This is a genomic window from Allobosea sp. (assembly GCF_030694325.1).
Classification (GTDB): domain Bacteria; phylum Pseudomonadota; class Alphaproteobacteria; order Rhizobiales; family Beijerinckiaceae; genus Allobosea.
This window is the reverse complement of sequence record NZ_JAUXYO010000181.1, coordinates 1-19109: the sequence shown is the minus strand read 5'-3', so window position 1 is coordinate 19109 and position 19109 is coordinate 1. Positions and strand designations below refer to the sequence as shown.

At 68.5% G+C, this 19109-nt stretch carries 20 protein-coding genes and 2 tRNA genes; 9 read left to right on the top strand and 13 right to left on the bottom strand.

Going from position 1 to position 19109, the window contains the following annotated elements; all coding sequences use genetic code 11:
* The 4 genes from Q8M82_RS11390 to modA all read right to left on the bottom strand — a co-directional run.
* Positions 1–367 (bottom strand): winged helix-turn-helix domain-containing protein (locus tag Q8M82_RS11390; protein WP_305691470.1); only part of this gene is annotated, 367 nt, incomplete at its 3' end.
* Between the two features lie 55 nt (positions 368–422).
* On the bottom strand, positions 423–1517 hold the full coding sequence (gene modC, locus Q8M82_RS11385) for a molybdenum ABC transporter ATP-binding protein (RefSeq protein WP_305691469.1): 1095 nt from the start codon (positions 1515–1517) through the stop codon (positions 423–425).
* A complete protein-coding gene (modB, locus tag Q8M82_RS11380) occupies positions 1514–2212 on the bottom strand; it encodes a molybdate ABC transporter permease subunit (protein ID WP_305691468.1) in 699 nt (232 codons plus the stop codon). Before modB ends, modC begins: the two co-directional genes overlap by 4 nt.
* Complete coding sequence (gene modA, locus Q8M82_RS11375) at positions 2209–2979, bottom strand: molybdate ABC transporter substrate-binding protein (protein ID WP_305691467.1); 771 nt, start codon at positions 2977–2979, stop codon at positions 2209–2211. The genes modB and modA overlap by 4 nt, the downstream gene beginning before the upstream one ends.
* Before the next feature lie 143 nt (positions 2980–3122).
* Here modA and Q8M82_RS11370 point away from each other — a divergent pair, with 143 nt between their 5' ends.
* Positions 3123–3329 (top strand): TOBE domain-containing protein, encoded by a 207-nt coding sequence (locus tag Q8M82_RS11370; protein WP_305691466.1) that lies wholly within the window; start codon positions 3123–3125, stop codon positions 3327–3329.
* Positions 3330–3345: 16 nt separating this feature from the next.
* On the opposite strand, the gene Q8M82_RS11365 is transcribed toward Q8M82_RS11370, so the two are convergent.
* The 4 genes from Q8M82_RS11365 to Q8M82_RS11350 all read right to left on the bottom strand — a co-directional run bounded on the left by Q8M82_RS11365 (position 3346) and on the right by Q8M82_RS11350 (position 7291).
* The gene (locus Q8M82_RS11365; RefSeq protein ID WP_305691465.1) at positions 3346–3870 is read right to left on the bottom strand and encodes a cupin domain-containing protein; all 525 of its coding nucleotides are present in this window, start codon (positions 3868–3870) and stop codon (positions 3346–3348) included.
* Positions 3871–3930: 60 nt separating this feature from the next.
* On the bottom strand, positions 3931–5475 hold the full coding sequence (locus Q8M82_RS11360; protein WP_305691464.1) for an MFS transporter: 1545 nt from the start codon (positions 5473–5475) through the stop codon (positions 3931–3933).
* A gap of 190 nt (positions 5476–5665) precedes the next feature.
* Positions 5666–6523, bottom strand: coding sequence for a 3-mercaptopyruvate sulfurtransferase (sseA, locus tag Q8M82_RS11355; RefSeq protein WP_305691463.1), 858 nt, complete (start codon positions 6521–6523; stop codon positions 5666–5668).
* Between the two features lie 51 nt (positions 6524–6574).
* Complete coding sequence (locus Q8M82_RS11350; RefSeq protein WP_305691462.1) at positions 6575–7291, bottom strand: alanyl-tRNA editing protein; 717 nt, start codon at positions 7289–7291, stop codon at positions 6575–6577.
* Positions 7292–7485: 194 nt separating this feature from the next.
* On the opposite strand from Q8M82_RS11350, the gene Q8M82_RS11345 reads away from it, so the two are divergent.
* Entirely contained in the window at positions 7486–8280 is a 795-nt protein-coding gene (locus tag Q8M82_RS11345) for an SDR family NAD(P)-dependent oxidoreductase (RefSeq protein ID WP_305691461.1), read from the top strand.
* A 10-nt stretch (positions 8281–8290) separates the two neighbouring features.
* Here Q8M82_RS11345 and Q8M82_RS11340 read toward each other — a convergent pair whose 3' ends face one another.
* The 3 genes from Q8M82_RS11340 to Q8M82_RS11330 all read right to left on the bottom strand — a co-directional run bounded on the left by Q8M82_RS11340 (position 8291) and on the right by Q8M82_RS11330 (position 10429).
* Positions 8291–9739 (bottom strand): cryptochrome/photolyase family protein, encoded by a 1449-nt coding sequence (locus Q8M82_RS11340; protein WP_305691460.1) that lies wholly within the window; start codon positions 9737–9739, stop codon positions 8291–8293.
* A 112-nt stretch (positions 9740–9851) separates the two neighbouring features.
* Complete coding sequence (locus Q8M82_RS11335) at positions 9852–10136, bottom strand: hypothetical protein (protein ID WP_305691459.1); 285 nt, start codon at positions 10134–10136, stop codon at positions 9852–9854.
* Positions 10137–10354: 218 nt separating this feature from the next.
* Positions 10355–10429, bottom strand: a tRNA-Asn gene (locus Q8M82_RS11330).
* Positions 10430–10599: 170 nt separating this feature from the next.
* On the opposite strand from Q8M82_RS11330, the gene Q8M82_RS11325 reads away from it, so the two are divergent.
* The 4 genes from Q8M82_RS11325 (at position 10600) to Q8M82_RS23435 (ending at position 14020) form a co-directional block, all read left to right on the top strand.
* Positions 10600–10673: transfer RNA gene (locus Q8M82_RS11325), tRNA-Cys, on the top strand.
* Positions 10674–11049: 376 nt separating this feature from the next.
* Entirely contained in the window at positions 11050–11688 is a 639-nt protein-coding gene (locus Q8M82_RS11320) for a protein-L-isoaspartate O-methyltransferase family protein (RefSeq protein ID WP_305691458.1), read from the top strand.
* A gap of 204 nt (positions 11689–11892) precedes the next feature.
* Positions 11893–13248 (top strand): TolC family outer membrane protein, encoded by a 1356-nt coding sequence (locus Q8M82_RS11315; protein WP_305691457.1) that lies wholly within the window; start codon positions 11893–11895, stop codon positions 13246–13248.
* A gap of 187 nt (positions 13249–13435) precedes the next feature.
* Positions 13436–14020 (top strand): PopZ family protein, encoded by a 585-nt coding sequence (locus tag Q8M82_RS23435; RefSeq protein WP_371126323.1) that lies wholly within the window; start codon positions 13436–13438, stop codon positions 14018–14020.
* Between the two features lie 20 nt (positions 14021–14040).
* On the opposite strand, the gene Q8M82_RS11305 is transcribed toward Q8M82_RS23435, so the two are convergent.
* Both Q8M82_RS11305 and Q8M82_RS11300 read right to left on the bottom strand, forming a co-directional pair.
* Positions 14041–14271: a hypothetical protein gene (locus tag Q8M82_RS11305; RefSeq protein ID WP_305691456.1), complete on the bottom strand. Its 231-nt coding sequence runs from the start codon at positions 14269–14271 to the stop codon at positions 14041–14043.
* Complete coding sequence (locus tag Q8M82_RS11300) at positions 14271–14756, bottom strand: pyridoxamine 5'-phosphate oxidase family protein (RefSeq protein ID WP_305691455.1); 486 nt, start codon at positions 14754–14756, stop codon at positions 14271–14273. The genes Q8M82_RS11305 and Q8M82_RS11300 overlap by 1 nt, the downstream gene beginning before the upstream one ends.
* Positions 14757–14977: 221 nt before the next feature.
* Here Q8M82_RS11300 and Q8M82_RS11295 point away from each other — a divergent pair, with 221 nt between their 5' ends.
* The 3 genes from Q8M82_RS11295 to Q8M82_RS11285 form a co-directional block, all read left to right on the top strand.
* A complete protein-coding gene (locus Q8M82_RS11295) occupies positions 14978–17797 on the top strand; it encodes a valine--tRNA ligase (protein WP_305691454.1) in 2820 nt (939 codons plus the stop codon).
* Between the two features lie 155 nt (positions 17798–17952).
* Entirely contained in the window at positions 17953–18534 is a 582-nt protein-coding gene (locus Q8M82_RS11290; protein WP_305691453.1) for a YqaA family protein, read from the top strand.
* 290 nt (positions 18535–18824) lie between these two features.
* Positions 18825–19109: dihydroxy-acid dehydratase domain-containing protein (locus tag Q8M82_RS11285; protein WP_305691452.1), on the top strand; the 285-nt coding region annotated here is incomplete at its 3' end.

Sequence of the window (19109 nt, the reverse complement as noted above, 5' to 3'; positions counted from 1 at the left end):
CGCGCAGCGCCTCGATCGGCGCGGCCGCCGCCTCGAGCACCGTGCGCTCGACCGCACGGTAATGCGCCAGGACCTCGTGGCCGAGCGGGGTCAGGCGCGCGCCGCCGCCCTGGGCGCCGCCGGGCTGGGCCTCGACCAGTGGCTGGCGGAACATGCGGTTGAGATCGTCGACCAGCAGCCAGGCTCGGCGATAGGACATGGTCATGGCGCGCCCCGCGCCCGAGATCGAGCCTGTGCTGGCGATCGCTTCCAGCAGATCGGCCTTGCCGGGTCCGAGCCGGCCGCCGGGCGCGAAATCGAGCCGCAGGCCGAGCTTCAGCGCGGGGCGGGTTTCGGGCGGCTGGGGCATGGCGGCGTCCTCGGGCATGGTGAGATCATAGGCATCCGTGTCTCGGTGCCCAAGGCGGCGGTGCAAAGAGGGGTCAGAGTGTTTCGACCGAGACGCTCTTCACGATCGCCACGACCGGGCAGCCGAGGCCGAGCCCGAGCGCCGCGAGCGATTTGCGGGTCAGGCGCGCCACCAGCCGCTCTCCGCCGCAATCGATCCCCAGATCGACGGCTCCATCGCCGGGGCGCCCGGTCGAGCCGATCTCCGCCACCGTACCGTGCCATTGGTTGAGTGCGCTGACGCCGGTGACGGGCGAAAGAGCGACCAAGACGTCGCTGGCGAGGATGCGGATGCGGATCGTCCCGCCGGGGCGCAGCCCCGTCCGGGCGACCTCGACGGCCCCGGCGCGCGTCTCGATCCGTGTCAGCCCGAACGCGCGATCGACCGCGCCGACGGAGCCCTCGATCAGCGAACTCGGCTCGGTCGGCCACGGCTGAAGCGCGAGATCGAGTCGCGAAAGCGTCGTCGCGGCGGGTCCGCAGGCCGTGACCCTGCCGCCCTCGATGATCGCGACCGTCGTTGCCAGCCGCGCGACCTCCGCCAGCGCATGCGAGACATAGACGATGGGGATGCCCGCCTCGTCGCGCAGGCGCTCGATATAGGGGAGGATTTCCGCTTTGCGGGCCTCGTCGAGCGAGGCGAGCGGCTCATCCATCAGCAGCAGGCGGGGGCGCGCCAGCAGCGCCCGGCCGATCGCCACCCGCTGCCTCTCTCCGCCGGAGAGATCGCCCGGACGGCGCGCCAGCAGGTGGCCAATTCCGAGCAGGTCCAGAACCGCCGGGAGATCGGTGCGTTCGGCGCCGCCGCGCGGCGCAAACCAGCGGCCGAAGAGCAGGTTGAGGCGCACGCTGAGATGCGGGAACAGCCGCGCCTCCTGGAAGACATAGCCGATCCGGCGGCGATGCGGCGGCACGAAGACGCCGCCCGCCCGATCGAACAGCGCCTCACCATCGAGCCGGACATGGCCGGATTCGGGGCGGATAAGCCCCGCGATCACGTTGACGAGCGAGGTCTTGCCGGAGCCGGAGGGGCCGTAGAGCGCAGTCAGGCCGCCCTGCGAGCGCAGGGTCGCGTCGAGCGTGAAGGCCCCGAGCCGGTGCCGGACGACGATGTCGAGCCCAGCGGTCACGTGGCGCCCACCCGTCTCGAGGCCAGCCGCGCCAGGGCTTCGGAGGCAAAGAGCGCCGAAACCGAGATCGCGATCGAGATCAGCGTCAGCCGCATCGCGCCGGCCTCGCCGCCCGGCACCTGGGTGAAGGTGTAGATGGCAGAGGGCAGGGTCTGCGTCTCGCCGGGAATATTCGAGACGAAGGTGATGGTGGCGCCGAACTCGCCCATCGCCTTGGCGAAGCAAAGGATCATGCCGGCGAGGATGCCAGGCAGACAGAGCGGCAGGGTCACGGTCACGAAGACCCAGGCGGGGTTCGCGCCGAGTGTGCCGGCGGCGTCCTCGAGCTTGCGGTCGACCGCCTCGATCGAGAGCCGGATCGCCCGCACCATCAACGGGAAGCCCATCACCGCGCTCGCCAGCACGGCGCCCGTCCAGCGGAAGGACAGCACGATGCCGAACCAGTCGTCCAGAAACTGGCCCACCGGCCCGCGCCGGCCGAACCAGATCAGCAGCAGATAGCCGGTGACGACGGGCGGCAGGATCAGCGGCAGATGCACCGCCGCATCGAGGATCGACTTGCCCCAGAAGCGCCCGCGCGCCAGCAGCCAGGCGACGCCGAGGCCGAGGGGTAGGCTCGCGAGCATGGCCGTGCTGGCGACGAGCAGGCTCAGGCGGACCGCCGTCCATTCTTCCGGGGAGAGCCAATCGGTCACGTGGCGTTGGCGGCCTTGTTCAGAACCGTGAAGCCCTGCTTCTCGAAGGCGGCCTTGGGACCGGAACTGCGCAGATGGGCGAGGAAGCCGGCCGCGTCAGGATGGGTCGAATCCCGCGTGACCGCGACCGGATAGAGAATTGGCGGATGCGAATCCTGCGGGAAGGTCGCCAGCACTTTGACCTTGGGGTCGGCAGCTGCGTCCGTGGTGTAGACGATGCCGAGCGGCGCCTCGCCGCGCGAGACCAAGAGCAGTGCTGCGCGGACATTGTCGGCCTGGGCGACCCTGTCCTTCACCTTGTCCCAGGCGCCGAGCCTCTCCAGCGCCGCCTTGCCGTATTTGCCGGCCGGCACGGAGTCGACATTGGCCATGGCAAGCCGGCCTGGCCCGAGAGCGGCCGCCAGATCGACGCCGGCCGTCAAGGTGAGGCTCAGCCTCGAGTCCGAGGGCGCGATCAGGGCGATGCGGTTTGCGAGGAGGGTGACGCGGGTGTCCGGCCGGATCAGGCCCTTGCCGGCGGCATAATCCATCCAGTTGAGATCGGCCGAGAGGAAGAGATCGGCCGGGGCGCCGGCCTCGAGCTGCTTGGCGAGCGCGCTGCTCGCGGCATAGGAGATTTTCGGCGCCGGCTTGCCGGTCTCGCGGGCCCAGCCGGCGGCGGCCTCGTCGAGCGCATTCTTGAGGCTGGCGGCTGCGAAGATCACCAAGTCCTTCGGTTGGGCGAGCACCGGCTGCGGGGCCGCGACCAGCCCGAACGTGGCGGCCATGGCCAGTCCCAAAATCGTCCGCCGCCCGACCATCGCCGCATCCCCCCGTGACATCGCTGTGTTCCACCGTATATAGCGATGCTGACAGAGGCGGACGCAGCGAGTCAAGGCGTTGCCTGCGCCATCGCGACAGGAGGAATGCGATGAAGATCAGTGCCCGCAACCAGCTCAAGGGGCGGATTGTCGAGATCACCCGTGGGGCCACGACGGCGCATGTGCGCCTCGACATCGCCGGAACGATCGTGACCTCGGCGATCACCAATGAGGCGGTCGACGCGCTGAAGCTCGCCGTGGGGCAGGAGGCCTATGCCGTGGTGAAGGCCTCGGACGTGATGATCGCGATCGACTGAGCCCTGACCGGCCTGCTCAGCCCGGCGGATGCTTGTGGATCGGGTCGACCCAGTAGACCGATTCCGGCGCCTCGACCGGGTCGACACCGGTGATGTTGACCACGACCGCCTCGTTGTCGGAGCGGACTAGTACACATTCGAGCGGGTTGTCCGGGTCGGCGTTGATCTCCTGATGCGGCACGAAGGGCGGCACATAGATGAAGTCGCCCGGGCCGGCCTCGGCGACGTATTCGAGCCGCTCGCCCCAGCGCAGCCGCGCCCTGCCGCGCACGACATAGATCACGCTTTCGAGCTCGCCATGATGGTGCACGCCGGTCTTGGCATTGGGCTGGATCGAGACCGTGCCCGCCCAGATCTTCTGCGCACCGACTCGGGCATGGTTGATCGCCGCCTGCCGGAACATGCCCGGCGTCTGGGCGGTGTTGGGGTCGAGCCTGTCGCCGGTGATGACGCGGACGCCGTCATGCTTCCAGCGCGGCTCGCCGTCCTGGCCCTGGCCATGCGGGTGATCGTGCGAATGGTCGTGGTCGTGGTTGCTCATCGGTCGGCTCCTCCGCTGCGAGGGTAGGGCAGGCGGGGCACGAGGGGAACCGTCCTCCGCTCAGGCGTGATGCGCGGCGACGCTGGCCTTGCGCAGGAGGATGAGGGCTGTCAGCGCGGTGACGACGAGGCCGGCCATGGCCACCAGCGACGAGAGCTGCATCCCCGCGACGAAGGCCGTGCGCGCCGCCGCGAGCAGGCTCGCCGCCAGATCGGCCGGCAGGCGCGCTGCCTCCGCGACGGCGCCGCCGAGGGTCGCCGTCGCATTGCCGGCGGCCTCGGGCGCGAGACCGCCCGGCAGCGTCTGCGCCATCCGGCCGCGATAGACGGCGGTGACGATGCTGCCGAGGACGGCGATGCCGACCGCGCCACCGAACTCCAGGCTGGTCTCGGAAATCGCCGCGGCCGAGCCGGCCCGCTCCGGCGGGGCGCTGCCGACGACGAGCTCCGTCGTCAGCGCCACGACCGGGGTGAAGCCGAGCGAGAAGATCACCGAGGCGACGACGACCAGGCCGACGCCGGTTTCGGTGCCGATCCGCGAGAGCAGGGCGAAGCCCAGCGCCGCCATCGTCAGGCCCACCGCCATGATCGTGGCGGGACGGAAGCGATGCGCCAGTGCCGGGACGATCGGCGTGCCCAGAATGAAAGCCAGCGCCGAAGGCAGGCTCCAGAGCCCGGCTTCGAGCGGGGAAAAGCCCTTCACCAGCTGGAGATACTGGCCGATGAAGAGGAAGCTGCCGAACAGGAAGAGGAAGCCGAGCACGTTGATCGCCAGCGCCGCGCTGATGACCGGGTTGCGGAACAGGCGCAAATCGAGGAACGGATCGGCAAGATGGCGCTGCCGGCGCAGGAACAGGCTGCCGATGGCCAGCCCCGCGAGGATGGGCAGCGCGGCGCGCCAGCCGGCGCCGTGCTCCGCCATGTGCTTGATGCCGTAGATCACCGCCAGGACCGCCGCGAGCGAGAGCGCCGCGCTGGCGAGATCGATCCGGCCGGCATCGGGGTCCTTGAACTCCGGCAGCAGGAAAGGGCCGAGCACCAGCAGCAAAATCATCACGGGCACGCCGACCAGGAAGACCGAGCCCCACCAGTAATGCTGCAACAGAAGACCGCCGACGAGCGGGCCGATCGCGCCGCCGGCCGAGAAGCTCGCAATCCAGATGCCGATGGCGAAGCTGCGCTCTTGCGGATCGAGGAACATGTTGCGGATCAGCGACAGCGTCGAAGGTGCCAGCGTCGCGCCGGCGATGCCGAGCAAGGCGCGGGTCGCGATCAGCATCTCGGCGCTGGTCGAGAAGGCCGCGAGGATCGACGCCAATCCGAAGGCGGCGGCGCCGATCAGCAGGAGCTTGCGACGCCCGATCTTGTCGCCGAGGGTGCCCATGGTGATCAGCGAGCCCGCGACCATGAAGCCGTAGATGTCGACGATCCAAAGCAACTGCGCCGCGCTCGGCTTGAGATCGACGCTGAGCTGGGGGATGGCCAGATTGAGGACGGTGAGGTCCATCGAATAGAGCAGGCAGGGCAGCGCGATCACGGCCAGCCCGAGCCAGTCCCGGCGCGTCGCCTTGGCCGGGGTTGAGGTCATGTCGGTGGCGGGCGTCATCGTCTTGGTCCGTGCTGCTGTCCGCGACGGTCGCAGCCGCCTCTCGGTTGGTGTCGGCGAGGAGCCTTATGACGGGCTCGACGACCTGCCTGTGACAGCAGGTCGTGTCGCCTGCCATCCAAGATGGTTATCTCATCGGTTTAGTATCGTCCGGTGCCGCGCCGGTCAACGGACGATGGGGGCCGCGTGGTCAGCCGCGTTTGGCCGGCCCGGTCGCGATGGGGCGGTCGCTCGCGCCCCATTCGGCCCAGGAGCCGTCATAGAGCGCGCGGGCCGGCTTGCCGATCGTCTCCAGCGCCGTCGACAGGATCGCCGCCGAGACTCCCGAACCGCAGCTCGTGATCAGCGGCCGGTCGAGATCGACGCCGGCCTCCGCGAAGGCGGCGGCGATGGCGTCGGGCGCCTTGAGCTGTCCGTTCTCGACGATCGCCGGGAAGGGCAGGTTGAGCGATCCGGGCATGTGCCCGGAGCGGACGCCGGCGCGCGGCTCCGGCGCCTCGCCGCGGAAACGGTCGCCCGGGCGGGCATCGACGACCTGCGTCGTTCCCTCCGTCAGCGCCCGGGCGACATCGCCGGCATCGGCGACGGCGGAATGGTCGAGACGGGCGGTGAAGCTGCGCGCGGCGCGGCTGCGCGGTGGGCCATGCTCGATCGGGCGGTTTTCGGCCTGCCATTTCGGGAAGCCGCCTTCGAGGATCACGACGTCCTTGGCGCCGAAGGTGCGGAAGGTCCAGCGCACGCGCGGCGCCGAGAAGAGGCCGAGCCCGTCATAGACGACGATGCGCATGCCGTCGCCGATGCCCATCGCGCCGACCGCGGCGGCGAAGACCTCCGGGCGCGGCAACATGTGCGGCAGGTCGGAGCCCGTATCTTTGACCGCGTCGATATCGAAGCGCAGCGCGCCGGGAATATGCCGCTCGGCATACTCCGCATGCGGATCGCGGGCATGGACCGGCAGATACCAGGAGCCGTCGACCACGACGATGTCGGGCGCGTCGAGGCGCTGCGCGAGCCAGTCGGTCGAGACGAAAACGGTGTCGCGGGGCATGTGCGTTTCCCTGAACTTCGATTGTGTCGCCGTCGGCGGTCGGGCGCGCCGTCAGGCGAGCGCGATCCGCACGCGGCGGTTCTGCTTGCCCTTCTTCTCGATATCCGTGACCGCGACAAGGCCGATCTCGGCGGTGTTGCGGACATGAGTGCCGCCGCAGGGCTGGAGATCGATGTCTCCGATCGCGACGAGCCGGATCCGGCCCGAGCCGCGCGGCGGCTGAACCGACATCGTCTTGACCAGGCCTGGATTGGCGTCGAGCTCGGCATCGGTGATCCAGCGCTCGGTCACGGCAGCGTTGCGCGCGACCAGCGCGTTCAGCTTCTCGGCGATCTCGGCCTTGTCGAGCCCGCCCTCGGGAATGTCGAAATCGAGCCGGCCGTCGCCATCGCCGATCGCCCCGCCGGTGACGGGGAAGGGCAGGACGACGCTGAGCAGATGCAGCGCGGTGTGGATGCGCATGCGCTTCATCCGCCGCTCCCAGTCGAGCACGGCCGTCACCGGCTCGCCGATCTCGGGCACGGGCTGATCCTCCAGCGGCACATGCAACACGCGGCTGCGATCCTCCGGGTCATAGACCGCGCTGCCGATCGCGATCGTCGAGCCGTCGGCCCGGCGCAGCAGGCCGGCATCGCCGGGCTGGCCGCCGCCGGTGGCGTAGAAAACGGTCTTGTCCAACTCGATGGCGCCGCGCTCGTTGACCGCCAGCACGGTGGCCGGGGTCTCGGCGAGATAGGCGTCGTCGCGGAAGAGCAGGGCGGTGGTCATGGGGATCGCACTCTCGAGATTCGTCCCGGCGGTCGCGCCGGGGGCATCGGCCTGGGATTGCGAGACTGCACCGATCCCGGCGCCCGCGCTACGGCGCCGCCGCATGGGTGGCCCGTATGCGTCGAGACGGAGGAGGGCTTCCGTCCGCCGGGTGCAGAGCCTAGATAGGCGGTCTTCCCCGTCAGCGAGGTCCCATGTCCCTGCCGCGCATGCAGCCGAGCGACGGTATCGCCTGGATCACCGGCGCGAGCACCGGCATCGGGGAGGCGCTTGCGCTCGAACTGGCGCGGCGCGGCTGGATCGTCGCGATCACGGCGCGCCGGCTCGACCTGCTCGAGGATGTGGCGCGACGGGCGGAAGGGTTGCCCGGCCGGATCGTCGCCCATGCCGGCGACGTCACCGAGCCCGCAGCGATGCAGGCGGTCGTCGACGGGATCGAGAGCGTGCATGGTCCGATCGCGCTCGCCGTGCTGAATGCCGGCATCGCGCCGAAGTCGGACCGCCCTCTCGACATGGAGGCCTTCGAGCGGATCATCGCGGTCAATCTGGTCGGCGTCGCCCGCGGCGTGTCGGCGGTCCTGGAGCGGATGGTCGCGCGGGGGCGCGGGCAGATCGCGGTCAACGCCTCCGTCGCCGGCTATGGCGGCCTGCCGGGCGCCTCCGCCTATGGCGTCTCCAAGGCGGCGGTGATCCATCTCTGCGAGACGCTGAAGTTCGACTGCGACCGGGCGGGGATTTCCCTCCAGCTGGTCAATCCGGGCTGGGTCGACACGCCGATGACGCGCGCCAAGACGGTTCCGATGCCGTGGATCATCACGCCGGAGGCCGCCGCCCGGCGAATCGCAGACGGTCTGGCTGGCGGTGGATTCGAGATCACCTTCCCCCGCCGCCTGTCCTGGCTGCTCAAGGCGGTGAACCTGCTGCCCTACCCGGTCTATTTCTGGCTGCTGCGGCAGGCCGCACGGCGGGGCGGCGCCCGGCCGCTTTGAGCCAGGGGCGTCAGTCCCGCGTCGCCGCCAGAGCCGCCAGCGCGCGTTCGCGGCCGGCATCGAGATCGACGATCGGCTTCGGATAGGTCTCGCCGAGCGCAACGTCGGCGCGACGCAGGGTGCCGGCATCGGCCTTCCAGGGCTCGTGGATCAGTGCATCCGGCAGGGCCGCGATCTCGGGCACCCAGCGACGGACATAAAGGCCGTCGGGATCGAATTTCAGCCCCTGCGTCACCGGATTGAAGATCCGGAAATAGGGCGCGGCATCGGCGCCCGAGCCCGCGACCCATTGCCAGCTGGCAGCGTTGTTGGCGGGGTCGGCATCGACCAGCGTGTCCCAGAACCAGGCTTCGCCCTCGCGCCAGTCGATCAGCAGATGCTTGATCAGGAAGGAGGCGACGATCATCCGGACGCGGTTGTGCATCCAGCCGGTGGTCCAGAGCTCGCGCAGGCCCGCATCGATGATGGGATAGCCCGTCGCTCCGCGCTGCCAGGCCTTCAGCGCGGCCGCGTCGCGGCGCCAGGGGAAGGCGTCGAAACGGGCGTTGAAATTCCGCGTCGCGAGCTCGGGATGATAGAAGAGCAGATGGTACGAGAATTCGCGCCAGCCGATCTCCGACAGGAATTTTTCGGAATCAGAGCTGGAGGCGGATGCCTCGCCGCTCTCGACGGCGCTTCGCGTCGCATGCCAGATTTGGCGCGGACCGATCTCGCCGAAGCGCAGATGCGGCGACAGCCGCGAGGTCGAGACGTAATCGGGCCGGTTGCGGCCCTCGCCATAGCCGTCGAGCGGGCCGGTGAGAAAATCCGTCAGCGCTCTGGCCGCGCTGGCCTCGCCCGGCGCCCACGCCTCGCGCAGGCCGCCGGCCCAATCGGGCTGCGTCGGCTCGAGGGCGAGGTCCTCGCGTGAGATCGCCATTCCAGCCAGCCCGGCCGGCAGCGTCAGCGGGACGATTCGGGCCGGAGCCGGGTCGGGCGCCGGCGGCTCGCCGAGCGCGCGGGCGGCGCGCCAATAGGGCGAGAACACCTTCATCGGATCACCGGTCTTGGTGGTGACCTGCCAGGGTTCGTTCAACAGAGCGGCGTTGAAGGTTGAGACGCGATGCCCCGCCTCCGTCAATGTGGACTTGATGGCCGCATCGAGGGCGATCGTCGCGCCCTCATAGCGCCGGCTCCAGGTAACGAGATCGACCTTCGCCTGCGCCGCGACGCGCGGCAGAATCTCGGCCGGATCGCCGCGCATGATGACCAACTCGCCGCCACGCTCGGTCAGCGATGCTGATAATGATGCCAGCGAGCGCGACAGCCACCAGCGGCTCGCACCGCCGGGGGCGCGCCGTGCACCCTCGTCAAAAACGTACAGGCACAGGGTCGGACCATTCGCAACGGCGGCCGCCAGCGCCGGATTGTCGGCGAGGCGCAGGTCGTCTCGAAACCAGTGAAGGGATGTCGCTGCCATGCGCGACAGCTAACGCTTGGTCGCCCGCCGCGCCAGCGGCGCAAATGCGGCAGGACGAAGCAGGCAGTCCCGCCTGGCTGCCCTGCGCCGGCCGATCACCCGTTCGCGGGCGTTACCAGGTGCGGTCCCACTGGCGATCTCGGCGATAGTAGCTGCGTCCATAGGCGCGCGGCGGCGGGCCGTAATGGCGGCGGTAGCCGTAACCCTGACCGCGATAGCGGTTCCGTGGCCCGTAATAGCGGCCTCCCGGTCCCTCATTGCCGCGAATCTGCGCAAGTTCGATGAGGGCAGCAGCCGGGCCCGCGGCCGGGACGGGGGCGAGGGGAGTTGCAGCTAGGGAGCCGGGAACCAGGCCGAGGCCCAGCGTCATCGCGGCTGCGAGAATCAGGTTGCGCATGTCTCGGGTCCCCTCATGAGAATCGTGGCGCTGCCGACCACCATGCGCCAACGTTCGACACGCTGGATGGTTGCATCAGAATCACGGGACAAGGGCGGTGTTGCCGCGCCGTCCCGCGTCCGATGCCGACGAAGGCAAAGCCTTCAGGTGCCGAGCCGCGACGAGTGCGACCCGCAAAAGCGAAAGGCCCGTGCCGGGGCACGGGCCTTTCGAAACACTGGCTCCCGGAGCAGGATTCGAACCTGCGACCAATCGATTAACAGTCGATTGCTCTACCGCTGAGCTATCCGGGATCGGTGGGCGGCGTATAGCGACGCCGTTCCGACGACGCAACCCCTTTTCCGACGGGGAGCCGCGAATGGCGTCGATCCGCACCGCCCTTGCGCATGGCAGTTGCGGCGCGGCGCGGCATATGGTTATAGCGAGCCATCGGGTCGGCGCCGCGGCGCTTCGGCCCGCGGATGGCCTCGTGGCGGAGTGGTTACGCAGAGGACTGCAAATCCTTGCACCCCGGTTCGATTCCGGGCGAGGCCTCCAAACTTCCTTTCACACCGGTCGCTTGTCGAACATCGCGGCAGTCCGTGTCGCGGCTGTGATGCGCAGCGGCGTGCATCATGAAGCCGGACTGCCGCCGACCAGCGACGCCGGCCGTGTGTAAGGGGGCGACCAGGCGTTCGAGCATGCCGGCGATCTCCGGGTCCTTCGCGAAACGGATCAGGCGCGATGCGAGCACCGGCGGTGGTCGACTGACGCGCAAAGGGGGCGGGCGGTGGCTGCATCTTGCCTTTTGCAGCGCACTCGAACAGAAAGCAGCCATGGTCGCCGCGGGCGCCGTTGCGGGGTTCGTCCCGGCGCGAACGCCGCCTGCACGCGGGGCCGGCCTCGTCGTTAGGGCGCACGGAGAATACGGGACATGGACAGTTTCGCCGCCTTGCGCCGCATGATGGTCGACTGCCAGCTGCGGACCTATGACGTGACGGACCGCGCCGTGCTGGCTGCCGCCGACACGGTGCCGCGCGAGGCTTTCCTGCCGGCTTCGCTGTCGCATCTGGCCTATCTCGACCAGGCCGTGGCGCTGCCCGGCACGGGACGGGCGCTGATGACGCCGATGGTGCTGGCGCGGATGATCCAGGTCCTGGATCCGAAGCCGGGCGAGCGGGCGCTCGATTATGGCGGCGGCACCGGATATGGCGCCGCCCTGATGGCGCAGATGGGCGCCGAGTCGACCCTGTGGGAGCCTGATGCCGCCGCGCGCGAGCAGGCCAGGGCGGCGTTCGCCCAGGCCGGCGCGTCGGTCGCGATCTCTGCGGACAAGCCGGCCGATGCGAGCTTCGACGCGGTCCTCGTCTCGGGGGCCTGCGAGATGGCGCCGGAGACGCTGTTTGCCTTGTTGCGCGAAGGCGGCCGGCTCGTCGCGGTCGAGGGTAGCGGCCGTGCCGCCCGCGTGAAGCTCTATCAGAAGAGTGGCGGCAAAACCTCCGGGCGGATCGTGTTCGATGCGGCGGCACCGGCTCTCGATGAGTTCCGCCGGAAACCGGAATTCGTGTTCTGACGGGCGGCAGTGTCGCATTTTTGCGGCACAGAGCCATGCATGGTCGCACATGCTGCATCTGCGCGTTGGCGGATCGCGCATGGCGGGCTATGTATTGTTTCCTGATATGCCGAGGCTGGGGCGATGCCTGGGCGCGACTTGAGTCCGCACATGAGGCGTCCTGTGGTAAATTGGTTCGACGGTAGGAACATCGGCGGATCGGGCTTGGCGGCAGCGCTGGGCCTGATGATCGCTGCGTCGGCATCGCCGGCTTTGGCCCAGACCATGGAGGCGGCCCTGGCACGGGCCTATTCCGGAAATCCGACGCTAAACGCCCAGCGTGCCTCGCTTCGGGCGACGAATGAGAACGTTCCGCAGGCGCTTTCGGGCTATCGGCCGCGGATCACGGCCTCGGCGGATATCGGCGCCAGCATCACCGACGCCAATATTCCGGGGGCCGGGACCTCGACCACCCGTCTCGCCCCTCGTGGCGGCGGCGTCCAGATCGACCAGAACATCTTCGACGGTGGCAAGACCCGCAACTCGGTCGGCCAGGCCGAATCACAGGTTCTCGGTGCCCGCGCCACGCTGCGCAACACCGAGCAGAACGTCCTGCTCGACGCCGCGACCTCCTATATGAACGTGCTGCGCGACACGGCGATCCTGACCCTCAACCGCAACAACGTCGAGGTGCTCGAGGAACAGCTGCGCCAGACGCGTGATCGGTTCCAGGTGGGTGAAGTCACGCGCACCGACGTCGCGCAGGCCGAGGCACGGCTGTCACAGTCGCAGTCGCAGGCGATTCTGGCCGAATCAAATCTGAAGACGTCGATCGCGCGCTATCGCCAGAATGTCGGCGCCGAGCCCAGGCAGTTAGCGCCGGGGCGGCCGGTCGAGAACCTGCTGCCGAAGACGCTGCCGGCCGCGCTGAACACTGCACTGTCTGGCCATCCCGCGATCATCGCCTCGCTGCACGGGGTCGATGCGGCAGAACTCCAGGTCAAGGTCACGGAGGCCGATCTCTATCCGGTGCTCGGCGTGCGCGGCCTGGTCCAGCAGCGTTATGACTCCACCAGTTTCGGCGACAATCGCACCTCCGCGAGCGTCGTCGGCACGCTGACCATCCCGATCTACGAGGGTGGGCAGGTTTATTCGCGCACGCGGCAGGCCAAGGAGACCGCCGGCCAGCGCCGCATCGAGGTCGACACTCAGCGCGACACCGTTCGCGCCGCGGTCGTCTCGGCCTGGGGCGGACTCGAGGCCGCCAAGGCCCAGATCGTCGCCGCGCAGGCCCAGGTCCAGGCGGCGGAAACCGCGCTGTCGGGCGTGCGCGAGGAAGCGAAGGTCGGCCAGCGCACCACGCTCGACGTGCTGAACGCCCAGCAGGAACTCGTCAGCGCGCGCTCGACGCTGGTGACCGCACAGCGCGACCGCGTCGTCGCCTCCTATTCGGTGCTGTCTGCGATCGGCCGGCTGTCCGCGACCACACTCAAGATCCGCGCCGAGGCTTATGACGAGCGCAAGCATTACGACCAGGTCAAGGGCCTGCTCTGGGGCACGCAGACGCCGGACGGACGCTGATCCCGCAGCCCATCTGATAAGTCGGGGTTCGCTCGACCATCCCGAGGCGGGGCATTCGCGCAACAGGCGCGCTTTCCCTGTGGGCGAGACTCCTGCGCGCCTTGCCTGACATCGCCTGCGTGAAATACTCGGTCACTGGGCGGCTTTGATTCTGTCGGTGCGCCCGGAGTCGAGTGGTCCGGATCCAATGAGCGCGCAACCGAAGCCCAACGAACCGTCGATGGAGGAGATCCTCGCCTCCATCCGGCGGATCATCTCGGACGACGAAAAGCCGGCCGAGGAGGCTGCGACCGTCGAAGCCGCCCCCGTGGCGCCGGAAGAGGCGCCGCCGCCGATCGAGGACGACGACGTTCTCGACCTCGGTGCCGAGGCCGCGCTGATTCCCGCGCCGGAGGAGCCTGCGGCGCCAGCTGAAGGCGACGTCGATTTTCTCGAACCGCCGCCGCCGGCCCCAGAGCCGGTCATGCCGCCTCCCATGCCGGAGCCGGAGCCCGTCGCGGCACCGATCTTCGCCGCCGCGCCCGCGCCCGCTCCACAGCCGGCGCTGGACATGGCGCAGCTGCTGTCCGATCAGACCAGTTCCGCCGTCAACAGCGCCTTCGGGCAGCTCGCTCACACCGTCCTGTCCAACAATGCGCGCACGCTTGAGGATCTGGTCAAGGACATGCTCAAGCCGATGCTGAAGACCTGGCTGGACGACAATCTGCCGACCATGGTCGAGCGCCTGGTGCGCGCCGAGATCGAGCGGGTGGCGCGCGGCGGCCGTCACTGACCGCGGCGCGCCCCCGAGCTTCAGCCTTCGCCGATCCGGCGGCGCGACGCGTCGGGAGCGGCCTTCAGCCTCTCGAAGGCGCCGGCCTGATTGAGACGTTTGATCGCGAAGGCGGCGAGCGTCATCATTGCGGTCGGCGCACCGAGGCGCGAGACGAGCATGGACAGGCCGACGGCGACGGGGCGGGGATAGCGGCCGGAGGCGGCTTCGGCGGCGATCCACGCGCCGACGGCATGAACGAGCAGGTTCATCAGAGCACCACCTTCTTGTTGACGCCCAGATCGGGCTTCGCCCCGGTCAGCGCGGCCGCCGCCATCTTCACGGTCGTCACGATCTTGCCGGGGCTCGCCCAGAATTCCGCCATCGATGGGCGCACGCGCAGCACGCGAATGTTGGGATCCTCCTCGCTGTCCCAGAAGGCGCGGTTGCTCGGATCCCAGAGCTGCTTCACCTTGGCGCGGTCATCGACCACCGTCGCGGTGCCGGTGACGGAGACGTAGCGCATGCTGCTGTTGTCGGCGAAGGTGACGCAGACATTGTCATTGATGCGGATCTCGTCGTCCTTGTGATGGCGACGGTCGGTGAGGAAATAGATGGTGTCCTCGTCGCGCTCGCCATGGGCGTGCATCGGCCGGGCGCGCAGCTCGTCGCCCTCGCCGTCATGAGTCACGAGCATCGCGAATTTGATGTCGTCGATCAGGTCCCAGACCTGGGTCTGTTCGGTGTGATGGGTCATATCGAAGCTCCTGCTGGCTTTGCAGCTTCAACATTCGGCGGACGCGGTGGTTCCGCCGCGAGGACCCGCAACCGCCGGGTTCCAGCGCATGTCGCGACCTCGCAGATGCCGAGGGCGGTTGACGCGAGGGGGCGGGTTGCGCTCTTAAGTCCGGCGACCTTTCGGGCCTCAAGATCTTCCGGCCGGGCCGAGCCCCGGCCGTTTTCCGTTCGAGCAAAGCGATGATGGACAAGACATTCGAGCCGGCTGCCGTCGAGGCGCGGATCAGCAAGGCCTGGGAAGAGGCGAATGCCTTCGCCGCCGGGCGCGGCGCGGCGCCGGGCGCCGAGCCCTATTGCATCGTGATCCCGCCGCCCAACGTCACGGGCTCGCTGCATATGGGCCACGCGCTCAACAACACGCTGCAGGACGTGCTCTGCCGCTTCGAGCGGATGCGCGGCAAGGACGTGCTCTGGCAGCCGGGAACCGACCATGCGGGCATCGCGACGCAGATGGTCGTCGAGCGCAGGCTGGCCGCTGAGAACAAGACCGACCGGCGCACGATGGGCCGCGAGGCCTTCCTGGCCGAGGTCTGGAAGTGGAAGGAGGAGTCCGGCGGGACGATCGTCAACCAGCTCAAGCGGCTGGGCGCCTCCTGCGATTGGTCGCGCGAACGCTTCACCATGGATGAGGGGCTGAGCCAGGCCGTCCTCAAGGTCTTCGTCGCCCTGCACAAGCAGGGGCTGATCTACCGCGCCAAGCGTCTGGTGAACTGGGACCCGAAGTTCCAGACCGCGATCTCGGACCTCGAAGTCGTTCAGGTCGAGAAGACCGGCTCTTTCAAATGGCAGCGCGGCGGCGAGGACGAATTCGACGCGGCCAAGCTCGACAAGGCCCTCAACAAGGATCCGGGGGGGCATCTCTACTATTTCAACTACCCGCTCGAGGGCGTGACTTACGACGCCGACGACGCCTCGACCTATATCCAGGTCGCGACGACGCGGCCGGAGACGATGCTGGGCGATACCGGCGTCGCGGTCCATTCGGAGAACGAGCGCATCGGCCACCTGATCGGCCGCAACGCCGTGCTGCCGCTGGTCGGCCGCATCATCCCGATCGTCGGTGACGACTATGCCGATCCGGAGAAGGGCACAGGGGCGGTCAAGATCACGCCGGCGCACGACTTCAACGATTTCGAGGTCGGCAAGCGCCACAAGCTCGCGGTCATCAACATCCTCGACGGCGAGGCGCGCATCCTGCTGGCGGAGAACGAGGCCTTCCTCGCTGGCAGTACCCCTGAGGGCGAGACGCTGGCGCTGCACGGGCTCGACCGTTTCGCGGCGCGCAAGGCGGTCGTCGCGCTGATGGCGCAACGTGGCTATCTCGCCAGGATCGAGCCCAACACCAACACCGTGCCGCATGGCGACCGCTCGGACGTCGTGATCGAGCCCTGGCTGACGGACCAGTGGTATGTCGACGTCAAGCCGCTGGCGAACCGTGCGCTCAAGGCGGTGCAGGATGGCCGGACGAAGTTCACGCCCGAGAACTGGACCAAGGTCTATTATGACTGGCTCGAGAACATCGAGCCTTGGTGCGTCTCGCGCCAGCTCTGGTGGGGCCACCAGATCCCGGCCTGGTACGGCCCGGACGGCGAGTGCTTCGTGGCGGAATCGGAGGCCGCCGCGCAGGCGCTGGCGCTCGGCCATTATGGCGGGGCGGTCCAGCTCACCCGCGACGAGGACGTCCTCGACACCTGGTTCTCCTCGGCGCTGTGGCCGTTCTCGACGCTGGGCTGGCCCGACGATACGGCGGAGCTGAAGCGCTACTACCCGACGGCGACGCTGGTTACCGCCTTCGTCATCATCTTCTTCTGGGTCGCCCGGATGATGATGATGGGCCTCAACTTCATGGACGAGGTGCCGTTCAGGGACGTCTATATCCACGCCATCGTTCGCGACGAGAAGGGCGCGAAGATGTCGAAGTCGAAGGGCAACGTCATCGATCCGCTGACGCTCGTCGACCAGTACGGGGCGGACGCGCTGCGCTTCACCCTGGCCGCGATGGCGGCGCAGGGGCGCGACATCAAGCTCGCGACGGCGCGCGTCGAGGGCTACCGCAATTTCGCGACCAAGATCTGGAACGCGGCGCGCTTCGCCGAGATGAACGGCTGCGCCCGCGTCGCCGGTTTCGACCCGGCGCAGGTGAAGCTGCCGCTCAACCGCTGGATCCTGAGCGAGGCCGCGACCGCGGCCGAGGGCATCGCGGCCGGCATTCCGAGCTTCAAGTTCAACGAGGCGGCGGGCGCGGCCTATCGCTTCGTCTGGAACCAGTTCTGCGACTGGTATCTGGAGCTGGCGAAGCCGGTGCTGCAGGGCGAGGGCGTCGACCCTGACGAAAAGGCCGAGACACAGGCGACCGTCGCCCATGTCATCGACCTGATCTGCCAGCTGCTGCACCCGTTCATGCCCTTCCTCACCGAGGAGCTCTGGGCGCAGAAGGCGGGCGAGGGGGCCCCGCGCGTCCTTCCCTCCGGCGATGCGTCGCTGGTCTGCCTGACCCGCTGGCCGGATCTCGCCGCGCTCAAGGACGCGGCGGCCGAGGCCGAGATCGGCTTCGTCGTCGACCTGATCTCCGACATCCGCTCGGTCCGCTCCGAGGTCAACGTGCCCGCCGGCACGCAGGCGCCGCTGGTGCTGGTGAACGCCTCGTCGGCCACGCGCGCCACGGTCGAGGCCTGGGCGCCTATGATCCAGCGCCTGGCCCGCGTCTCCGACATCGCCTTCGAGACGGCCTCTCCAGGCCAGTCGGCCCAGATCATCGTGCGGGGCGAGGTCGCGGCGCTGCCGCTGGCCGGGATCATCGATCTTGAGGTCGAGCGTACGCGCCTGACCAAGGAGATGGCGAAGCTCGACCAGGACATCGCCACCGTCGAGCGGAAGCTCGGCAATCCCGACTTCATGGCCCGGGCGCCGGAGGAGATCGTCGAGGAGAACCGCGAGCGCAAGGCGGCGGCGGAAGCGCGCAAGCTCAAGATCGCCGAGGCGCTGGCGCGCCTGTCATAAGGCTCGCGCCCGGTTTCGGCCCCGGCTCCGTCGTCAAATTGACGTTACCGCAAGACATTGCTGGCATTCTTCCCGCGACACGGTTAGATGCGCGTCGGGCGCAAGCCCGCCATGCATCTCGACGCCGATAACCCAGGAACGGTTGTTCTTCCGCCATGTTGAAGCGCGCCTATGACGGGCTGGTTGCCTATTCCTCGCATCCAGCCGCCCCCTGGCTGCTGTTCTTCCTCACCTTCGTCGAGAGCTCGGTCAGCCCGCTGCCGCCGATCCCGCTCCTGATCCCGATGTGCATCGCCAGGCCCGACCGTGCCTGGTTCTATGCCGGCGTGTGTTCGCTCGGTGCGGTGCTCGGTGGCTATCTCGGCTATGCCATCGGCGCTCTGCTCTACGACTCGGTCGGCTCCTGGCTGATCAGCATCTATGGGCTGCAGGACAAGGCGGCCGAACTGATCTCCACCTCGCAGGATTTCTGGTTCTGGGTGCTGGTGACCAAAGGCCTGACGCCGATCCCCTTCAAGATCGTGACGATCATGTCGGGCTTCCTGCATTTCGACCTGTGGAAGTTCACGATCGGCATGGTGATCTCGCGCGTCACCTTCTTCGCGATGATCGCCATCGCGCTGCGCTACTATGGCGACGACATCCGCATCTTCATCGAGAAGCACCTGCCGATGACCGCGCTGGCTCTCGTGGTGGTCATCGTCGGCGGCTTCTTCGTCCTGCCGATGGTGCTTTGAGCATCGCGGACCGGCCCTGCCGGACAGATTGTGACATCGCGGCAACAGTTCGCCGGATTGCATCGGGGGGCCTGCGCCGGGATGGAACCGCCGCGATCCCGCCACAAAGCGCCCGCAGCAAAGAGGGGCGATAAGTCTCTGAGATATAGACGAATTAAAGTCTGTCTCCGAAACCGCGGACAATGATCTGCGGCATCGGGGAGGGCGGGAGCGACGTTGCGCCCGGCTCGACCTGCGTGGCACATCTGCCGCGCGCGTCACAGCGCAGGGTGGAACGAGGAAAAAAGACGATGGATGCGCGTGTTTTCGACAAGTCCAGGCTTCCCAGCCGGCATGTGAGCGTGGGCCCGGCCCGCGCCCCGCACCGCTCCTACTATTACGCCATGGGCATGACCGCCCGGCAGATTTCCCAGCCCTTCGTCGGCGTTGCCTCCTGCTGGAACGAGGCCGCGCCCTGCAACATCTCGCTGATGCGCCAGGCGCAGGCGGTCAAGAAGGGCGTTGCTTCCGCCGGCGGCACCCCGCGCGAATTCTGCACCATCACCGTCACCGACGGCATCGCCATGGGCCATGAC

Coding starts and splice junctions, on each gene's coding strand:
- modA (WP_305691467.1), bottom strand. CDS start 2,979: ATGGCCGCCACGTTCGGGCTGGTCGCGGCCCCGCAGCCGGTGCTCGCC.
- Q8M82_RS11370 (WP_305691466.1), top strand. CDS start 3,123: ATGAAGATCAGTGCCCGCAACCAGCTCAAGGGGCGGATTGTCGAGATC.
- Q8M82_RS11365 (WP_305691465.1), bottom strand. CDS start 3,870: ATGAGCAACCACGACCACGACCATTCGCACGATCACCCGCATGGCCAG.
- Q8M82_RS11360 (WP_305691464.1), bottom strand. CDS start 5,475: ATGACGCCCGCCACCGACATGACCTCAACCCCGGCCAAGGCGACGCGC.
- sseA (WP_305691463.1), bottom strand. CDS start 6,523: ATGCCCCGCGACACCGTTTTCGTCTCGACCGACTGGCTCGCGCAGCGC.
- Q8M82_RS11350 (WP_305691462.1), bottom strand. CDS start 7,291: ATGACCACCGCCCTGCTCTTCCGCGACGACGCCTATCTCGCCGAGACC.
- Q8M82_RS11345 (WP_305691461.1), top strand. CDS start 7,486: ATGTCCCTGCCGCGCATGCAGCCGAGCGACGGTATCGCCTGGATCACC.
- Q8M82_RS11340 (WP_305691460.1), bottom strand. CDS start 9,739: ATGGCAGCGACATCCCTTCACTGGTTTCGAGACGACCTGCGCCTCGCC.
- Q8M82_RS11335 (WP_305691459.1), bottom strand. CDS start 10,136: ATGCGCAACCTGATTCTCGCAGCCGCGATGACGCTGGGCCTCGGCCTG.
- Q8M82_RS11320 (WP_305691458.1), top strand. CDS start 11,050: ATGGACAGTTTCGCCGCCTTGCGCCGCATGATGGTCGACTGCCAGCTG.
- Q8M82_RS23435 (WP_371126323.1), top strand. CDS start 13,436: ATGAGCGCGCAACCGAAGCCCAACGAACCGTCGATGGAGGAGATCCTC.
- Q8M82_RS11305 (WP_305691456.1), bottom strand. CDS start 14,271: ATGAACCTGCTCGTTCATGCCGTCGGCGCGTGGATCGCCGCCGAAGCC.
- Q8M82_RS11300 (WP_305691455.1), bottom strand. CDS start 14,756: ATGACCCATCACACCGAACAGACCCAGGTCTGGGACCTGATCGACGAC.
- Q8M82_RS11295 (WP_305691454.1), top strand. CDS start 14,978: ATGATGGACAAGACATTCGAGCCGGCTGCCGTCGAGGCGCGGATCAGC.
- Q8M82_RS11290 (WP_305691453.1), top strand. CDS start 17,953: ATGTTGAAGCGCGCCTATGACGGGCTGGTTGCCTATTCCTCGCATCCA.